At 70.7% G+C, this 17,184-nt stretch carries 12 protein-coding genes; 11 read left to right on the forward strand and 1 reads right to left on the reverse strand.

The annotated features are described in order from the left end of the window. Position 1: 1 nt before the first annotated feature. The 10 genes from nuoI (at position 2) to ACIQGZ_RS04065 (ending at position 12,604) form a co-directional block, all read left to right on the forward strand. The gene (gene nuoI / locus ACIQGZ_RS04020; protein WP_402599976.1) at positions 2-571 is read left to right on the forward strand and encodes an NADH-quinone oxidoreductase subunit NuoI; all 570 of its coding nucleotides are present in this window, start codon (positions 2-4) and stop codon (positions 569-571) included. Further along, positions 568-1,527: an NADH-quinone oxidoreductase subunit J gene (locus tag ACIQGZ_RS04025; RefSeq protein ID WP_402599183.1), complete on the forward strand. Its 960-nt coding sequence runs from the start codon at positions 568-570 to the stop codon at positions 1,525-1,527. The genes nuoI and ACIQGZ_RS04025 overlap by 4 nt, the downstream gene beginning before the upstream one ends. Continuing rightward, positions 1,524-1,823, forward strand: a complete 300-nt coding sequence (gene nuoK, locus ACIQGZ_RS04030) for an NADH-quinone oxidoreductase subunit NuoK (protein WP_402599184.1) — start codon at positions 1,524-1,526, stop codon at positions 1,821-1,823. Before ACIQGZ_RS04025 ends, nuoK begins: the two co-directional genes overlap by 4 nt. An 18-nt stretch (positions 1,824-1,841) precedes the next feature. Continuing rightward, positions 1,842-3,737: an NADH-quinone oxidoreductase subunit L gene (gene nuoL, locus ACIQGZ_RS04035; RefSeq protein WP_402599185.1), complete on the forward strand. Its 1,896-nt coding sequence runs from the start codon at positions 1,842-1,844 to the stop codon at positions 3,735-3,737. Then, positions 3,737-5,401 (forward strand): NADH-quinone oxidoreductase subunit M, encoded by a 1,665-nt coding sequence (locus tag ACIQGZ_RS04040; RefSeq protein ID WP_402599186.1) that lies wholly within the window; start codon positions 3,737-3,739, stop codon positions 5,399-5,401. The genes nuoL and ACIQGZ_RS04040 overlap by 1 nt, the downstream gene beginning before the upstream one ends. Next, the gene (gene nuoN, locus ACIQGZ_RS04045) at positions 5,398-7,056 is read left to right on the forward strand and encodes an NADH-quinone oxidoreductase subunit NuoN (RefSeq protein WP_402599188.1); all 1,659 of its coding nucleotides are present in this window, start codon (positions 5,398-5,400) and stop codon (positions 7,054-7,056) included. The genes ACIQGZ_RS04040 and nuoN overlap by 4 nt, the downstream gene beginning before the upstream one ends. 432 nt (positions 7,057-7,488) lie before the next feature. Then, positions 7,489-8,499 carry a polyprenyl synthetase family protein gene (locus ACIQGZ_RS04050; RefSeq protein ID WP_402599190.1) on the forward strand — a complete coding sequence of 337 codons (1,011 nt, stop codon included), beginning with the start codon at positions 7,489-7,491 and terminating at the stop codon, positions 8,497-8,499. A 166-nt stretch (positions 8,500-8,665) separates the two neighbouring features. After that, positions 8,666-9,325 carry a response regulator gene (locus ACIQGZ_RS04055; protein WP_402599977.1) on the forward strand — a complete coding sequence of 220 codons (660 nt, stop codon included), beginning with the start codon at positions 8,666-8,668 and terminating at the stop codon, positions 9,323-9,325. A 200-nt stretch (positions 9,326-9,525) separates the two neighbouring features. Next, on the forward strand, positions 9,526-11,517 hold the full coding sequence (locus ACIQGZ_RS04060) for a 2-oxoacid:acceptor oxidoreductase subunit alpha (RefSeq protein ID WP_402599191.1): 1,992 nt from the start codon (positions 9,526-9,528) through the stop codon (positions 11,515-11,517). Next, entirely contained in the window at positions 11,510-12,604 is a 1,095-nt protein-coding gene (locus tag ACIQGZ_RS04065) for a 2-oxoacid:ferredoxin oxidoreductase subunit beta (RefSeq protein WP_402599193.1), read from the forward strand. Before ACIQGZ_RS04060 ends, ACIQGZ_RS04065 begins: the two co-directional genes overlap by 8 nt. A 175-nt stretch (positions 12,605-12,779) precedes the next feature. Here ACIQGZ_RS04065 and ACIQGZ_RS04070 read toward each other — a convergent pair whose 3' ends face one another. Further along, a complete protein-coding gene (locus tag ACIQGZ_RS04070; RefSeq protein WP_402599195.1) occupies positions 12,780-15,752 on the reverse strand; it encodes a glycoside hydrolase family 48 protein in 2,973 nt (990 codons plus the stop codon). Between the two features lie 448 nt (positions 15,753-16,200). Between ACIQGZ_RS04070 and rarD the strand changes: the two genes are divergently transcribed. Beyond that, on the forward strand, positions 16,201-17,160 hold the full coding sequence (gene rarD, locus ACIQGZ_RS04075) for an EamA family transporter RarD (RefSeq protein ID WP_402599197.1): 960 nt from the start codon (positions 16,201-16,203) through the stop codon (positions 17,158-17,160). Positions 17,161-17,184 lie beyond the last annotated feature (24 nt).

A 17,184-nucleotide genomic window follows, 5' to 3' on the forward strand; every position in this document is an offset into this window, starting at 1 on the left:
CATGTTGGGCCCGGCCGCCGGTTTCGGCGTGACCTTCAAGGCCATGTTCAAAAAGCGCCTGACCGAGCAGTACCCGGAGCAGAAGAAGGACACCGCACCCCGCTTCCACGGCCGCCACCAGCTCAACCGGCACCCGGACGGGCTGGAGAAGTGCATCGGCTGCGAGCTGTGCGCCTGGGCCTGTCCCGCCGACGCCATCTATGTGGAGGGCGCCGACAACACCGAGGAGGAGCGCTACTCCCCCGGTGAGCGGTACGGCGCGGTGTACCAGATCAACTACGCCCGCTGCATCCTCTGCGGGCTCTGCATCGAGGCGTGCCCCACCCGGGCGCTGACGATGACCAACGAGTACGAGCTCGCCGACAGCAGCCGCGCCGACCTGATCTTCACCAAGGAGCAGCTGCTGGCCGGGCTCACCGACGGCATGGTCCCGCCGCCGCACGCCATGTACCCGGGCACCGACGAGGGCGACTACTACCGGGGCCAGGTCACCGGCGCCGCGCCCGGCACCGAGACCCAGGTCGCGCGCAGCAGGGGCGAGCAGCCGCAGGAGGAGGCGAGCCAGGGATGAGCACCGTCCACCTGGCGGCAGCCGCCGCCACCGGCACCACCTCCACCGGCGAGGCGGTGCAGTTCTGGGTCCTCGCCGTGATCGCGGTCGGCGGCGCCCTCGGCATGGTCACCATGCGCAAGGCCGTGCACAGCGCACTGTGCCTGGCCGGCACCATGCTCGCCCTGGCCATCTGCTACATGGCGCAGGGCGCGGTCTTCCTGGGTGTCGTCCAGATCGTCGTCTACACCGGCGCGATCATGATGCTCTTCCTCTTCGTGGTGATGCTGGTCGGCGTCACCTCGGAGGACTCCCTCAAGGAGACCCTCAAGGGGCAGCGCTGGGCCGCCGCCCTCTGCGGCATCGGCTTCGGCGTCCTGCTGATGGCCGGCATCGCCAACGCCAGGCTCCGCACCTTCACCGGACTGGCCGAGGCCAACGCGGGCGGCAACGTCCAGGGCCTGGCCAAGCTGATCTTCACCCGGTACGTCTGGGCCTTCGAGGTCACCGGCGCCCTGCTGATCACCGCCGCCATCGGCGCCATGGTGCTCACCCACCGCGAGCGCACCGAGCAGCGCACCACCCAGCGCGAGCTGGCCCGGCTGCGGGTGCTGGAGGGCGTGCAGGTCACCCCGCTGCCGGCCCCCGGCGTCTACGCCCGGCACAACGCGGTGGACATCCCCGGCCTGCTGCCCGACGGCACGGTCTCCGAGGAGTCGGTCAACCCGACGCTGCGCGCCCGTGGCCAGATCCGCGACGTCAGCGGGGACATGCTGCGGCGGATGGAGCAGCTGGAGAGCTCCACCGCCGACTACCTCGGCCGGACCCCGCCGCCGCGCCGGGTCACGGTCAGCCCCCGGGCGCCGCTGACCTCCGGCGCCGCGGACGAGGCCGCCGAGGCCGCCCGCACCGAGGCGCGGGAGACCACGCCCTCGTCGGCCGAGCCCACGTCCGAAAGGGAGGCTGAGCAGCAGTGAACCCGGTGAACTACCTCTACCTCGCGGCGCTGCTCTTCACCATCGGCGCCGCCGGGGTGCTGGTCCGGCGCAACGCGATCGTCCTGTTCATGTGCATCGAACTGATGCTGAACGCCGCCAACCTGGCGCTGGTCACCTTCTCCCGGCTGCACGGCAACCTGGACGGCCAGATCATCGCGTTCTTCACCATGGTGGTCGCGGCCGCCGAGGTCGTGGTGGGCCTGGCGATCATCGTCAGCATCTTCCGCACCCGGCACTCGGCGTCGGTCGACGACACCAACCTGATGAAGCTGTAGGCGGAGGCAGACGATCCCGTGAACGCACTCATCCCCGTGCTCGTCGCGGCCCCGCTCGCGGGAGCAGCGCTGCTGCTCCTCGGCGGGCGCCGCCTGGACGCCTTCGGCCACTGGCTGGGGCTCCTCGCCTCCACTGCCTCCTTCGCGGTGGGCGCCGTCCTCTTCGTCGACATGCTGGGCCGCGACACGGCGGCCCGGCCGATCCACCAGCACCTGTTCTCCTGGGTGCCGGTGGGCGGCTTCCAGGCCGATGTCGGCTTCCAGCTCGACCAGCTCTCCATCACCTTTGTGCTGCTGATCACCGGTGTCGGCAGCCTGATCCACCTGTACTCGGTGGGCTACATGGCCCATGACGAGCGCCGGCGCCGCTTCTTCGGCTATCTCAACCTGTTCCTGGCGGCGATGCTGCTGCTGGTGCTGGCCGACAACTACCTGCTGCTGTACGTCGGCTGGGAGGGCGTGGGCCTGGCCTCGTACCTGCTGATCGGCTTCTGGCAGCACAAGCCGAGCGCCGCGACGGCCGCCAAGAAGGCGTTCATCGTCAACCGGGTCGGCGACGTGGGCCTGTCGATCGCGATCATGCTGATGTTCGCGCAGTTCGGCTCGTTCGCCTTCGGGCCGGTCTTCGCCAGTGCCGGGGACGCCGGCCAGGGCAGGCTGACCGCGATCGGGCTGATGCTGCTGCTGGCCGCCTGCGGCAAGTCGGCGCAGGTGCCGCTGCAGTCCTGGCTCGGTGACGCGATGGAGGGCCCGACCCCGGTCTCGGCGCTGATCCACGCGGCGACCATGGTCACCGCCGGCGTCTACCTGATCACCCGCTCCTCGGTGATCTTCGACCTGGCGCCGGACGCCCAGCTGGCCGTGGTCTGCGTGGGCGCGGTCACCCTGATCTTCGGTGCGATCGTCGGTTGCGCCAAGGACGACATCAAGAAGGCGCTGGCCGGCTCGACCATGTCGCAGATCGGCTACATGGTGCTGGCGGCGGGCCTGGGCCCGGTCGGCTACGCCTTCGCGATCATGCACCTGGTGACGCACGGCTTCTTCAAGGCCGGGCTCTTCCTCGGCGCCGGGTCGGTCATGCACGGCATGGACGACGAGGTGAACATGCGGCACTACGGCGGACTGCGCAAGTACATGCCGATCACCTTCGTCACCTTCGGGCTCGGCTATCTGGCGATCATCGGCTTCCCCGGCCTGTCCGGCTTCTGGTCCAAGGACCGGATCATCGAGGCGGCCTTCGCCAAGGGCGGCACCGAGGGCTGGATCCTGGGCCTGGTCGCGCTGCTGGGTGCGGCGATCACCGCGTTCTACATGACCCGCGTGATGATCATGACCTTCTTCGGCAAGAAGCGCTGGCAGCCCAATGCCGAGGGCCAGGAGCCGCACCCGCACGAGTCGCCGTCGGTGATGACGATCCCGATGATCGTCCTCTCCATCGGCTCGGTCCTCGCCGGTGGCCTGTTCGCCCTGAACAACGCCTTCCTGCACTGGCTGGAGCCGATCACCGGCCACTCCGAGGGGAACTCGCCGCTCAGCTCGATCGCGGTCACCGGGCTCACCTTCGTCTGCGTCGCGGTCGGCGTGCTGCTCTCCTGGGTGGTGTACGGGCGGCAGCCGGTCCCGGTCACCCCGCCGGTCGGCTCGGCGCTCACCCGCGCCGCCCGCCGCGACCTGCTCCAGGACGACTTCAACCACGCCGTGCTGGTCCGCCCGGGTGAGTACCTGACCCGGGGGCTGGTCTACGGGGACACCAAGGGCCTGGACGGCTTCGTCAACGGCCTGGCCGCCACCGTCGGCGGCATCTCCAGCCGGATGCGGCGGATGCAGAACGGCTTCGTCCGCTCCTACGCCCTCTCCATGTTCGGCGGCGCCGCGGTACTGGTCGCCACCACTCTCCTGATGAGGTCGGTCTGATGCCCTTTCCGCTGCTGACCGTCACCGCCGCCGTGCCGGCGGTCGGTGCGGTCGTGACCGCGGCGCTGCCGGCCGCGACCAGTGCCGCCCGGCGGCGCGTCCCCAAGGCCGTGGCGCTGGCCTTCGCCGCCGCCACGCTGGTCCTCACGGCGATCACCGCCGTCCGCTTCGACCCGGGCGGCGACCGCTACCAGCTCACCGAGTCATACACCTGGATCAAGAGCTTCGGGATCTCCTTCTCGCTCGGGGCGGACGGCATCGGGGTGGTGCTGGCGCTGCTCACCGCGGTGCTGGTGCCGCTGGTGATGCTCGCCTCCTGGCACGACGCCGACCCGGTGGACCTCCACTCCTTCGAGGACCGCCGGCGCACCCAGGGCTTCTTCGCCCTGATCCTCGCCGTCGAGGCGATGGTGGTGGTCTCCTTCCTCTCCACCGACGTCTTCCTGTTCTACGTCTTCTTCGAAGCGATGCTGATCCCGCTGTACTTCCTGATCGGCGGCTTCGGCGACCGGGCGGGCGGGCCGGAGGCGGCCCGGCAGCGCAGCTACGCCGCCGTGAAGTTCCTGCTGTACAACCTCGTCGGCGGCCTGGTGATGCTGGCCGCCGTGATCGGCCTCTATGTGCTCACCGCGCGGGCCGGGCTCGGCAGCGGCGGGGGCGGCACCTTCGACCTGGCCACCATCACCAAGGCGGTCGGGGACGGCAAGCTGTCCTTCGCCCCGGGGGTGGAGAAGGCGCTCTTCCTGGGCTTCTTCTTCGCCTTCGCGGTCAAGGCCCCGCTCTGGCCGCTGCACACCTGGCTGCCCAACGCCATGGGTGAGTCCACCGCCGGCACCGCCGTGCTGATCACCGCCGTGGTGGACAAGGTCGGCACCTTCGCGATGCTCCGCTTCTGCCTGGGGCTGTTCCCCGACGCCTCGCGCTACTTCGCCCCGGCTATCCTGGTGCTCTCGGTGATCGCGATCATCTACGGGGCGCTGCTGGCGGTCGGCCAGAAGGACATCAAGCGGCTGATCGCCTATGCGTCGATCTCGCACTTCGGCTTCATCATCATGGGCATCTTCGCGATGACCTCCCAGGGCCAGAGCGGCGCCACCCTCTACATGGTCAACCACGGCATCTCCACCGCCGTGCTGATGCTGGTCGCCGGCTTCCTGATCTCGCGGCGCGGCAGCCGCCTGATCGCGGACTTCGGCGGGGTGCAGAAGGTCGCCCCGGTGCTGGCCGGCACCTTCCTGATCGGCGGCCTCGCGACGCTGTCGCTGCCCGGTCTGGCGCCGTTCGTCAGCGAGTTCCTGGTGCTGGTCGGCACCTTCACCCGCTACCCGGTGCTGGGCATCATCGCCACCGTCGGCATCGTGCTCGCCGCGCTGTACGTCCTGGTGCTCTACCAGCGCACCATGACCGGCCCGGTCAAGGAGAGCGTCAGCGGCATGCCCGACCTCAGGGTCCGCGAGGTGGCCGTGGTCGCCCCGCTGATCGCGCTGCTGGTGCTGCTGGGCGTCTACCCCCGGCCGATCGCGGACATCGTCAACCCCTCGGTGGACTCCACCCTCGCCGAGGTCCACCGCACCGACCCCAAGCCCCCCCACCCGGCCGCCGAGCAGTCGTGGTTCTCGTACATGACCGCCCGTGCCGACTCCCACGGAGGTGAGGCGAAGTGACCGCCCTCGCACCGGCCGCCGCTGTCCACACCCTGTGGACGGCGGCGGGCGACACCGCCAGCATCCCCGCTCCGCACCTGGAGTACGGGCAGCTGGCCCCCATGCTGGTCGTCTTCGGCGCCGCCCTGGTCGGCATCCTGGCCGAGGCGTTCCTGCCCCGCCGCAGCCGCTACGGCGCCCAGGTCGTGATCGCCCTGCTGGGGCTGGCCGGGGCCTTCGCCGTGGTGGTCTCGCTGGCCGCGCGCGGCTACGCCACCACCAAGGCGGACCTGACGGCGATGGGCGCCGTTGCCATCGACGGGCCGGCGCTCTTCCTCCAGGGCCTGATCCTGCTGATCGCCGTGGTCGCGGTGCTCTCCTTCGCGGAGCGGCGGCTGGAGCCCAGCGGCCCCGGCGGCGCACCGGTGGACGCGTTCGCGCCGCAGGCCGCCGCCGTCCCCGGCAGCGACCAGGAGAAGGAGGCGGCCCGCGCGGGCTTCGCCACCACCGAGATCTTCCCGCTGACCATGTTCGCGGTCGGCGGCATGCTGCTCTTCCCGGCGGCGGCCGACCTGCTGACCATGTTCGTCGCGCTGGAAGTCTTCTCCCTCCCGCTGTACCTGATGTGCGCGCTGGCCCGGCGCCGCCGGCTGCTCTCCCAGGAGGCGGCGGTCAAGTACTTCCTGCTCGGCGCCTTCGCGTCCGCCTTCTTCCTGTTCGGCACCGCGCTGCTGTACGGCTACGCGGGCACCGTCTCGCTGGGCGGCATCGCGGATGTGGTCTCCGGGCAGACGCAGCTCACCCCGGCGCTCGGCAACACCACCGAGAACGACGCCCTGCTGCTGATCGGCCTGGCCATGGTCGGCATGGGCCTGCTGTTCAAGGTCGCCGCCGTACCGTTCCACGCCTGGACGCCCGATGTGTACCAGGGCGCCCCGACCGCCGTCACCGGCTTCATGGCGGCTGCCACCAAGGTCGCCGCCTTCGGCGCGCTGCTGCGGCTGCTCTATGTGGCGCTGCCGGACATGCGGTGGGACTGGCGGCCGGTGATGTGGGGCGTCGCCATCCTCACCATGATCATCGGTGCGATCCTGGCGGTCACCCAGACCGATGTGAAGCGGCTGCTGGCCTACTCCTCGATCGCGCACGCCGGGTTCATCCTCACCGGTGTGATCGCCACCGACAAGGCCGGCATCTCCGCCGTCCTCTTCTACCTGGCGGCGTACTCCTTTGTGACGCTCGGCGCCTTCGCCGTGGTCACCCTGGTCCGCGACGCGGGCGGCGAGGCCACCCACCTCTCCCGGTGGGCCGGGCTGGGGCGGCGGTCCCCGCTGGTGGCGGCGGTGTTCGCGCTCTTCCTGCTGGCCTTCGCCGGTATCCCGCTGACCTCCGGCTTCACCGGGAAGTTCGCGGTCTTCCAGGCGGCGGCCTCCGGCGGCGCGGTGCCGCTGGTGATCGTGGGTGTGGTGGCGTCCGCCATCTCCGCCTTCTTCTACATCAGGGTGATCGTCCTGATGTTCTTCTCCGACCCCAAGCCCGACGGCCCGTCCGTCGCCGTCCCCAGCCCGCTCACCGCCACCGCCATCGGCCTGGGCGTCCTGGTCACCCTGGTGCTCGGCGTGCTGCCGCAGTACTTCCTCGACCTGGCGGACAAGGCGTCCATCTTCGTCCGCTGACCCCGCCCGCTCCGCTGACACCCGATCCGCTGACACCCGCTCCGACCTGCGCCCCGGCTGCCCGGTACGGCATCGGGGCGCAGGCATGCCCGCCGGGGGCCGCAGCGGATCGGGGAGCGGGCGGCAACCTTTCGGCGGGCGGCGGCCACTGACCGGGCGGGACGTCTCCCGGTGCGCGGGAGGTCATGGAACCGAGCACCCCGTCCCCCCTCGGGCGGCTGCCCCACCCCCCTTCCGGGGCGGCCGCCCACCGCCGTACCGCCAGGGGCCGGTTCCAGCCACGCCGCCGACACGGTCCGGCGGCCGTGGTCTGCGATGTCCCGCCGAGCGGTGCCCACGCGGTGATCGAGTTGTGACCGGATACGCTGCCCTTGATGGCAGCAGCGGCATCTGGGACGGCCGCATGACCGACCAGCGACAGGAGTGGTCTTCGTGACCGTCGTGGGGCCCTTCGGGCTGAGCATGCAGGACGAGGCGCTCGATGCCGACGTCCGGGACGGCATGGCCGCTGTCGAGGAGGCGCTGCTGGACGCTACCAAGAGTGATGTGCCGTTCATCACCATCACCGCGCAGCACCTGCTGGAGGCGGGCGGCAAGCGGTTCCGGCCGCTGCTGGTGCTGCTGGCCGCCCAGTTCGGCGACCCGCACGCCCCCGGCGTCGTCCCCGCCGCCGTCGTGGTCGAGCTGACCCACCTGGCCACCCTCTACCACGACGACGTGATGGACGAGGCGGCCGTGCGGCGCGGAGCGCCCAGCGCCAACTCCCGCTGGGACAACTCGGTGGCCATCCTCACCGGCGACTTCCTCTTCTCCCGCGCCTCGCAGGTGCTGGCCGACCTCGGCCCGGCGGCGGTCCGGGTGCAGGCCGAGGCGTTCGAACGGCTGGTCACCGGCCAGATCCTGGAGACCGCCGGGCCGCGCCCCGGCGACGACCCGGTCCAGCACTACCTGGACGTCATCAGCGGCAAGACCGGCTCGCTGATCGCCGTCGCCGGGCGGATGGGCGCCATGCTGGCCGGCGCCGACGAGCACGTGGTGGAGATCCTCACCGAGTACGGCGAGCGGATCGGCACCGCCTTCCAGCTGGCCGACGACGTCCTGGACATCGCCAGCGACGGCCATGAGTCCGGCAAGACGCCCGGCACCGACCTGCGCGAGGGAGTGCCCACGCTGCCGGTGCTGCTGCTGCGCGCGCTCCCCGCCGACCCGGCCGACCAGGCGGACGCCCGGCTGCGGGAGCTGCTGGACGGCGACCTGGCGGACGACGTCAGGCACGCGGAGGCGCTGCTGCTGCTGCGGGGGCATCCGGCGCTCCAGCGGGCGCGGGAGGAGACGCTGCGGTACGCGCAGGAGGCCCGCGACCTGCTGGCGCAGCTGCCGTCCTGCCCGGCTCGGGCGGCCCTGGAGGGGCTGTGCGACGCGGTGGCGGTACGGACGATGTAGCGGGGGCCGGGCGGGCGCCTGCGGGCTCCTCGCGCCCCCCGGGGGTGCCGGGCCGGGGTCCGGTTGCCCGCGGTTCCGCGCGCCCGGAGCCGGGGGGTTCCGCGTGGGGGTGGGGGATGGGCCAGACTGGGCGGCGTCGAATGCCCCCAGCCGGAAGGCCGTCATGCTGCGCGTCGTCATCGCCGAGGACTCCGTACTGCTGCGGGAGGGCCTCACCCGGCTGCTCACCGACCGCGGGCTGGAGGTGGTGGCCGGCGTCGGAGACGGTGAGGCACTGCTGACGTCGGTGGAGGAGCTGGCCGCCGCCGGCGGGCTGCCGGACGTGGTGGTCGCGGACGTACGGATGCCCCCCACCCACACCGACGAGGGCGTACGCGCCTGCGTGGAGCTGCGCCGCCGCCACCCGCAGGTGGGCGTGCTGGTGCTCTCCCAGTACGTGGAGGAGCGCTACGCCTCCGAGCTGCTGGCCGGCTCCACCCGGGGCGTCGGCTATCTGCTCAAGGACCGGGTGGCGGAGGTGCGGGAGTTCGTGGAGGCGGTGCAGCGGGTGGCGGCCGGCGGCACCGCGCTGGACCCGGAGGTTGTCGCCCAGCTGCTGAGCCGCAGCCGCAAGGGCGATGTGCTGGAGGGGCTGACCCCGCGCGAGCGGGAGGTGCTGGGACTGATGGCGGAGGGCCGTACCAACACCGCCATCGCCAAGCAGCTGGTCGTCTCGGACGGCGCGGTGGAGAAGCACATCAGCAACATCTTCCTGAAGCTCGGCCTGGCGCAGAGCCCGGAGGACCACCGGCGGGTGCTGGCGGTGCTGACCTATCTGAACTCCTGAGGCCCCTGTTTCCCGAGGTCCGCCCGGGGTCGCGGCAGCTATCCGGCACTCTTGGACGAAGCAGGTGAAAGCCGTGCAGGGCGGCTTTGCCAACCACCACAGAGGCAACCCTTACCCGCATAGGATGAGGAGGGTGCACCACGTGGACGGGAGCACACGGCTCGTGCTCGCACAGGTGCCCTCGAAGGAGGTCCAAGCCAGTGACCAGCCAGGTCGAGCAGACGGAGGCGGCGGACGGGGCGACGCCCGGTCCGTCCGGGGAGGGACGGCTGCTCGGGGCCGGACCGGACGAGCAGCAGCGGCTGCCGGGCGCCCCCGCGAAGCAGGTGAAGCGGCTGGACCGGGTGATCATCCGGTTCGCCGGCGACTCGGGTGACGGCATGCAGCTCACCGGCGACCGGTTCACCTCGGAGACCGCGTCATTCGGTAACGACCTGTCGACGTTGCCGAACTTCCCTGCCGAGATCCGGGCACCCGCCGGGACGCTGCCGGGGGTGTCGAGCTTCCAGCTGCACTTCGCGGATCATGACATCCTGACGCCCGGGGATGCTCCGCACGTGCTGGTGGCGATGAACCCGGCGGCGTTGAAGGCCAACCTGTCCGATGTGCCGCGTGGCGCGGAGATCATCGTGAACACCGACGAGTTCACCAAGCGGGCGCTGGCGAAGGTCGGCTGGGCCTCGGACCCGCTGGAGGACGGCACCCTCCAGGCGTGGCATGTGCACCGGGTGCCGCTGACCACCCTGACCGTGGAGGCGCTGAAGGACTCCGGGCTGGCCCGCAAGGACGCCGAGCGGGCAAAGAACATGTTCGCGCTGGGCCTGCTGTCCTGGATGTACCACCGGCCGACCGAGGGCACCGAGCGGTTCCTGCGGACCAAGTTCGCCAAGAAGCCGCTGATCGCGGAGGCAAATGTCACCGCCTTCCGGGCCGGGTGGAACTTCGGCGAGACCACCGAGGACTTCGCGGTCTCCTACGAGATCGCCCCGGCGCCGCTGCCGGCCGGCCGCTACCGCAACATCTCGGGCAACCTGGCACTGTCCTACGGCCTGATCGCCGCCTCGCAGCGGTCCGGGCTGCCGCTCTACCTGGGCTCGTACCCGATCACTCCGGCGTCCGACATCCTGCACGAGCTGTCCCGGCACAAGAACTTCGGCGTGCGCACCTTCCAGGCCGAGGACGAGATCGCGGGCATCGGCGCCGCACTGGGCGCGGCGTTCGGCGGGGCGCTGGCGGTCACCACCACCTCCGGCCCCGGCGTGGCGCTCAAGAGCGAGACCATCGGGCTGGCGGTCTCGCTGGAGCTGCCGCTGCTGATCGTGGACATCCAGCGCGGCGGCCCCTCCACCGGCCTGCCCACCAAGACCGAGCAGGCCGACCTGCTCCAGGCCATGTACGGCCGCAACGGCGAGGCCCCGGTCCCGGTGATCGCCCCGGCCACCGCCGCCGACTGCTTCGACGCCGCCGTCGAGGCCGCCCGGATCGCGCTGGCCTACCGCACCCCGGTCTTCCTGCTCTCCGACGGCTACCTCGCCAACGGCTCCGAGCCCTGGCGCATCCCCGACATCGACACCCTCCCCGACCTGCGCACCCCGTTCACCACCGAGCCCAACCACGTCACCGAGAGCGGCACCGAGGTCTTCTGGCCGTACAAGCGGGACCCGCAGACCCTCGCCCGGCCGTGGGCGGTGCCCGGCACCCCCGGCCTGGAGCACCGGATCGGCGGCATCGAGAAGCAGGACGGCACCGGCAACATCTCCTACGACCCGGCCAACCACGACCACATGGTCCGCACCCGGCAGGCCAAGATCGACGGCATCGCCGCCACCATCCCGCCGCTGGCGGTCGACGACCCCACCGGCGACGCCGGGCTACTGGTGCTCGGCTGGGGCTCCACCTACGGCCCGATCACCGCCGCCGTACGCCGCGCCCGCGCGGCCGGCACCCGGGTCGCCCAGGCCCACCTGCGCCACCTCAACCCCTTCCCGGCCAACCTGGGCGAGGTGCTGCGCTCCTACGACCGGGTGCTGGTCCCGGAGATGAACCTCGGCCAGCTCGCCAAGCTCATCCGCGCCGAGTACCTGGTCGACGCCCGCTCGCACACCCAGGTCAACGGCATGCCGTTCAAGGCCGAACAGCTCGCCGACGCCATCGCCGCCGCCCTCCAGGAAGGAACCACCGCCGATGCCTGAGGCCGACCACCCCACCCCCGGCGCGGGCCTCCGCTCCCTCGCCCTGGTGCCCAAGGCGGCGGGCCCGCAGACCGCCAAGGACTTCAAGACCGACCAGGAAGTCCGCTGGTGCCCCGGCTGCGGCGACTACGCCATCCTCGCCGCCGTGCAGTCCTTCATGCCCGAGCTGGGCATCGCCCGCGAGAACACCGTCTTCATCTCCGGCATCGGCTGCTCCTCACGCTTCCCGTACTACATGAACACCTACGGGATGCACTCCATCCACGGCCGCGCCCCGGCGATCGCCACCGGCCTCGCCTCCTCCCGCCCCGACCTGTCGGTCTGGGTGGTCACCGGTGACGGCGACGCCCTCTCCATCGGCGGCAACCACCTGATCCACGCGCTGCGCCGCAACGTCAATCTGAAGATCCTGCTGTTCAACAACCGAATCTACGGGCTGACCAAGGGGCAGTACTCCCCGACGTCCGAGGTCGGCAAGATCACCAAGTCGACGCCGATGGGCTCGCTGGACACCCCGTTCAACCCGCTGTCGCTGGCGCTGGGTGCCGAGGCGTCGTTCGTCGCCCGGACCATCGACTCCGACCGCAAGCACCTCCAGTCGGTGCTGCGGGCGGCGGCGGAGCACTCCGGGACCGCGCTGGTGGAGATCTACCAGAACTGCAACATCTTCAACGACGGCGCCTTCGACGCCCTCAAGGAGCCGGGCACCCGCGACGAGGCGCTGATCCGCCTGGAGCACGGCCGGCCCATCCGCTTCGGCGCCGCCGGTGCGGACGGGCTGCCCGGCCGGGGCGTCTTCCGCGACCCGGCCACCGGCGACCTGCACACCGACCTGGTCACCGCCGACAACGCGGACCGGGTGCTGGTGCACGACGCGCACAGCGCCAGCCCGACCACGGCCTTCGCGCTCACCCGGCTCACCGACGCGGACACCCTGCACAACACCCCGATCGGCGTGCTGCGGGACGTCGACCGGCCGGTCTACGACACCCTGATGGCCGACCAGCTCAGCACCGCCGTGGCGGACCGGGGCGAGGGCGACCTGGGTGCGCTGCTGGCGGGCAGCGACACCTGGACGGTCGGCTGACCGCCCGTACGCCGCAAGGCCGGAGGGGGCGTCCACGCCATCGCGTGGGCGCCCCCTCCGGCCGTTCCGGGGGTCTGTACGGGGATTGAATGGGCGCTGGGCCCGGCGGATCGCTCCGCCGGGCCCAGCGCCGCTTCCCGGGTGGGGGTCTCAGGGGGACTTCACCCCGCGCGGGTCACTCGTTGAACAGCTGGCCGTACGCCGCGAGCGCGGTGGCGATGTCGGCCTGTGCCCAGAATCGGTGGTAGTTGAAGACCGGGGCGGCTCCGCCGTTCAGGTAGTTCTGAACCTTGGACCACTGCGGGTCGTTCTTGTACCAGGAGCGGATCGACAGGAACGTCGAGCTGGAGTTGATCTTGTCACCGTTCGGCATCGTGCCGGTCCAGCCGGAGGGCACGTAGACACCGTCGTGGTTGGTGTTGGAGGCGCTGTACTGCTGGGTGACCCGGCTGTAGTCGGCGCGGGTCTCCGGGACGGAGATGCCCAGGCTGTCCTGGTTGTTGTTCCACATGCCGTCGAGCAGTGCCTTGGAGACCGACTTGGCCTGGGCGTTGCCGGACTTGGCGGCGTAGTAGGAGAGCAGCTTGGAGTACGAGCCCGCCACACCCACGTCGTTGGTGTAGTCCTGGACGGTCACGTGGAGGTTGGCGTTGCTACCCGGGCTGGTGGCGTTCCAGGTGGCCGGCTGGCCGGTCCACTTGAGGGTGGACGGGATCTGGTAGGTGCCGTCCGGGTTGATCGTGGTGTTGGCCAGCGCCCAGGAGACCCACTTGTCCAGGATGGCCTTGGCCTTGGTGTCGCCGGTGGCGTAGTAGTACTCCGCCACCCGCTCCAGGGACCACGCCTGGAAGCCGAACCACTGGTTGCTGTCCGGGTCGTGGTAGACCGGCGCCGGGTCGTACGCCATGCCGTAGAAGGTGGAGTCACCGGCCGGCGGGGTGCCGTAGGCACCGCCCCAGCTGTTGGTGGCGCCGCCCGCGATGGCACCCTCGCTCGACTGGAGCCAGGTGTAGAACTCCAGCTGACGCTGGAGCGAGGTGGTCCAGTCCGCCTTGCCGGTCGACGACTTGGGCGCCATGACCGGGTCGGTGATCAGCGCGTACGCCGCCATCGGGTTCTGGTAGCCCTGGTGGGCGGTGCCGTCACCGATGCGCCAGGCCCAACCGGCACTGCTGTCGGTCGCGCCGCCCCAGGCGTAGTACCAGGAGAGCAGGTAGTGCTCGCTGTCCTTGCCGGTACCGGCCGCGCAGCTGGGGCTGGTGCAGTTGCCGATCTTCTTGAAGTACTTGTCGAAGAACGAGTACCGCAGGTAGTCGCCCATCTTGCCGGCCTTGGCGACCGTGGCGGCCACGTCCGAGGCCTTGCCCTGGGCCTTGGCCCAGGTGTCCGCCCAGTAGGCGGCCTGGATGGCGCGCGCGTCGGCGTCCGGGGCGTCGGTGTACTTCCACTGCTTGGCGTAGCTGGAGTCCTTGGTGAACAGGTCCAGGTAGCCGTTGGTGCCGCCGTACTTGAAGTTGTCGCAGGACGGCTGCGGGATGGTCTCGAAGACCGACTCCTGCGCGCCGCGCTGGTAGGAGTTGATGTAGGACGGGCCCTTGGAGGCGGGGCCGGTCTCGCAGCCGCCGCCGGGGGTGCCGCCGTAGCCGTAGACGTTGTCCACGTCCTCCAGCCAGTGCATGCCGTAGATGTCGTCCGTACCGTAGGCGGACTTCAGCTCGGCCGCGATCGGGTCCTTGCCGACCGACACGCCGCCGTCCATCTGCGACGGGTACTGGTCGGGGTAGTCGTGCTCCGGCGCGTAGGTGGCCGGCTTGGAGGCGTCGTAGAAGCTGTTGGTGGGCTGGTCGGCGTGGGTCGGGATCATGAACTTCTCCATGATCGTCCACGCGTTGTTGAACTTGGACCAGTCACCGGTGACCTGGCCGTACTCGGCCTGGAGCCAGATCAGGTAGCTCATCGCCTCGGAGGTGGTCTCGTGGCCCTGGTCGGGGGCCTCGATGATCAGCGTCTCCACCGAGTGGTACGGGATGCCGTCCGGCGAGAAGTAGCCGTTCGCCGGGTTGGTGATCTTGTTGTACTCGTCCAGGAAGCGGGACGTGTAGGTGCCCGAGCTGTTGGCCTTGAGCTCGGTCACGGTCACCTTGGCGTCGGCGTAGCCGGTAGCCTTGACGGTGAAGGTCGCGGCGCCGGACGAGTTGGCGTCGGCGGTCACCGTCACCGTCTGGGCGGTGGACCAGTTGGTCGGGGTGAAGGTGAGCGAGGTGCCGGCCGGGACGGACAGGCCGGTGTTGCCGTCGGTGCGGCTCACCGTGGCGGTCACGTTGGCGGTGGGCTTGGCGGACAGCTTCACCTGGAAGGTGCCGGTCTTGCCCTGCTGCACCGTCAGGCTGTCCGGGACCGCGACCAGCGCCGGTCCGGCGGCGACGTGCACGCCGACCGGGGTGGACTCGCTGGCGGCGCCGGTGGAGTCGTACGCCTTGGCGTACACCGAGTAGTCACCGGCCGGGACGTTCGCCCAGTTGAAGCTGAACGGCGAGGTGGTGGCGGTGCCCAGCAGCGTGGTGTCGCTGTAGAACTCCACCTTGCTGATGGTCGCGCCGTCGGACGCGCTCGCGGTGGCCGCCAGCGGGATGCTGCCGCCCGCGCTGTAGGTGCCCCCGGCGGTGGGGGAGGTCAGCGAGACGACGGGGGCGGCGTGGGCGCCGTTGCAGGCCGTGCCGTTGATGGTGAACGACGTCGGCTTGGCGTTGGTGCCGCTGTAGTTGAAGTTCGCCGAGGTGGTGGTGTTGCCACCCGCCGGGATGTTGGCGTTCCAGCCGGCGTCCTTGACGGTGACGGCCTTGCCGCTCTGCGTCCAGACGCCGTTCCAGCCGCTCTGCAGCGTCTGGTTGCCGGTCCAGCTGTAGCCGAGGGTCCAGCCGTTGATGGCGGCGGTGCCCCGGTTGGTGATGGTGAGGTTGGCGGTGAAGCCGCTGCCCCAGTCGTTGGTGGAGTAGTCGACGCTGCACTGCACCCCTGCCGCGGCGGCGGGGGTCGCGGTGCCGGCGGTGGCGGTGAGTCCGGCGAGGACCAGGGCGAGTCCGGTGCCGGAGGCGGTCAGTAGGCGGCCGCGGCGGGTCCGTGGTGGCTTTGCTGTGATCGCGGGCATGGCTGTGCAGACTCCTCGGGTGGGGGAGCAACATGGCACTGGCATGGTCGCGCCGGGCCCGGGAAGCGGGCGGCGCGGGCATCGCGATGCGCGAACGGTGGCGGTGCTGTGGAGGTGCGGTGGCGGGGCGGAGCGCAGCACTGCGCCATGAGCCGGATCGCCTATGTGGGAGCGCTCCCAAGCATCAGGGTGTGACGAACGTGTGTCAAGTCTTTGACAACTGGTGTTTTGTCGGACACCCGTGGGAGCGCGCCCATCTGCACGGCCATCTGCACGGGAGCCGTACGGTGCGGCTTTCGAGGTGGTTCGAACCCCCGGAATGCGGCTGATGTCCGTGCTGATGTCAGTACTGAAACGCCTATACGCAAGTGACAGTCGGCCGTCCCGGCAGGTACCTTCGCCACAGGCGCGCTGCGGCGCGGGCGAACCACGTGGAGGAGCACCGGACATGCAGCAACAGGACCGTCCGGGGGGAGAGCGGGTCGGGTTCTGGTTCGGGTTCGCCTCGTACGCGATGTGGGGCCTCTTCCCGCTCTACTGGCCGCTGCTGGAGCCCAGCGGCTCGCTGGAGATCCTCGCCCACCGGATGGTCTGGTCACTGGTGGCGGTGGCCGGCATCCTGCTGGCCACCCGGCACTGGGGCTGGATACGGCCGCTGCTGCGGCAGCCCCGGCGGCTGGCGATGTGCGCCGGTGCTGCGGTGGTGGTCTCGGTCAACTGGGGCGTCTACATCTGGGGTGTCAACGCCGGCCAGGTGGTGGAGACCAGCCTCGGCTACTTCATCAACCCGCTGGTCACCATCGGCTTCGGTGTGGTGCTGCTGCACGAGCGGCTGCGGCCCACCCAGTGGGTGGCGGTGGGCATCGGCGGGGCGGCGGTGCTGGTGCTCACCCTCGGGTACGGGCGGCTGCCCTGGATCGCGCTCACCCTGGCCCTCTCCTTCGCCGTCTACGCGCTGCTGAAGAAGAAGGTGAACCTCGGCGGACTGGAGAGCCTCGCCGCCGAGACCGCCTTTCAGTTCCTGCCCGCCCTGGCCTACTTGACCTTCCTCGCCTTCAGCGGCGGCGGGACCTTCGGCCGGACCGGCAGCGGCTACGGCTGGGGGCACTCCGGGCTGCTGGCGCTGTCCGGGCTGATCACGGCGGTGCCGCTGCTCTGCTTCGGGGCTGCTGCGGTGCGGGTGCCGCTGACCATGCTGGGGTTGCTCCAGTACCTCGCTCCGGTGTTCCAGTTCCTGATCGGGCTGACGGTCTTCCACGAGGAGATGCCGCCGGTCCGCTGGGTGGGTTTCGGTCTGGTCTGGGCGGCGCTGGCCCTGCTCACCTGGGACGCGATCCGCCAGAGCCGCCGCAACCGCCTCACCCCGGCCACACCTGACCCCACGCCGACCCGAGCTCTGAAACTCTGACCAACCAGGCACCACCCGGGGGCG

It is taken from the genome of Streptomyces sp. NPDC092296 (assembly GCF_044755465.1).
In the GTDB taxonomy this organism is placed as follows: Bacteria; Actinomycetota; Actinomycetes; order Streptomycetales; family Streptomycetaceae; genus Peterkaempfera.